This window comes from Neisseria sp. P0021.S006 (assembly GCF_051956895.1).
The window spans coordinates 1-952 of sequence record NZ_JBQCWZ010000518.1; the positions used below are offsets into that span (position 1 = coordinate 1).

Genomic DNA, 952 nt, shown 5'->3' on the forward strand with positions numbered 1-952 from the left:
GCCTTTGGGTATCATTGGAACATTTAGCAGATTATGGTTTGCCCAAGCCTTTAATCAAATATTTGGCTAAAGGCTAAACCGCCCTATTCCACAATCTCTTTAAATACAACTTCTTTTCCGCCGCGAATCAGCACGGCAAACCCGTCGCCAATCTGCCAACGTGAGCTTGGATTGGCGTACTCGACGCCCTGACTCCGCAAGCGGACTTGCACCAGTTTCTCAACCGTATTGCCTTCACGCAACTCAACCATCATCGGGCTGTGGCTGTTGATATAAATTGCAGTAATCGTCCGACCTTGTGCGGATTGATAACGGACAGAATACGTCTGCGCCTGTGCAATGACCGGTAACGGCGCGTCTGGACGCACGGCCTTATACGAGCCACACGAAACGCACAAACTCACGCACAAAGCGCAGATGATTTTGTTCAACATAGATATAGATCAGTAATGATGATGCGGAATCTCGCCATCAAGACGGTAATAAGTGCCGCAATACGGGCATTCAATCTCACTATTAGACTGAATCGGCAAGAACACACGCGGATGGCCGTTCCATGTTTCATGATTAGGGCCGGAGCAATGCAGCGGCAAATCCTGCGGCTTGATGACTACAACGTTTTTTTCAGACTGTGTACTCATGGTTTGGTTCCTCACTATGTTTTCTTATCTTCCGATATTGTAAAGCAAAACGGCCGCTAGGTTCAGACTGAAAACATTATATAATCACTTTTTTCAGACGGCCTTTAATGATTATGACTACCCTGCTCCGCCTTCAAGATTTCGATACTTCCGATTCCGCTTCATTTCTTTATACACTCAGCGCAGCCTATTTGGATCACACCGAACAAGCAGGAGATGAAGACATGTCCGGCCTCAACGACGAACAGCATACATTGACCGCCCTTTGCTATCTCGACAGCCAAATTCAAGAAGGCGGCTTCGTACAGCTT

General features: G+C 47.2%; 2 protein-coding genes and 1 pseudogene. 1 reads left to right on the forward strand and 2 read right to left on the reverse strand.

Annotated elements, in window-relative coordinates; genetic code table 11:
- Window positions 1-83: 83 nt before the first annotated feature.
- Both ACTHUM_RS15390 and ACTHUM_RS15395 read right to left on the reverse strand, forming a co-directional pair.
- A complete protein-coding gene (locus tag ACTHUM_RS15390; RefSeq protein WP_440403339.1) occupies window positions 84-440 on the reverse strand; it encodes a hypothetical protein in 357 nt (118 codons plus the stop codon).
- 3 nt (window positions 441-443) lie between these two features.
- Window positions 444-641: a zinc-finger domain-containing protein gene (locus tag ACTHUM_RS15395; RefSeq protein WP_003745781.1), complete on the reverse strand. Its 198-nt coding sequence runs from the start codon at window positions 639-641 to the stop codon at window positions 444-446.
- A 113-nt stretch (window positions 642-754) separates the two neighbouring features.
- Between ACTHUM_RS15395 and ACTHUM_RS15400 the strand changes: the two are divergent.
- Window positions 755-952: pseudogene (locus ACTHUM_RS15400) on the forward strand (hypothetical protein); the annotation flags it as partial.

Bases quoted from the DNA above. Each gene is read 5' to 3' on its own strand.
- ACTHUM_RS15395 (WP_003745781.1), bottom strand. From the start codon at position 641: ATGAGTACACAGTCTGAAAAAAACGTTGTAGTCATCAAGCCGCAGGAT.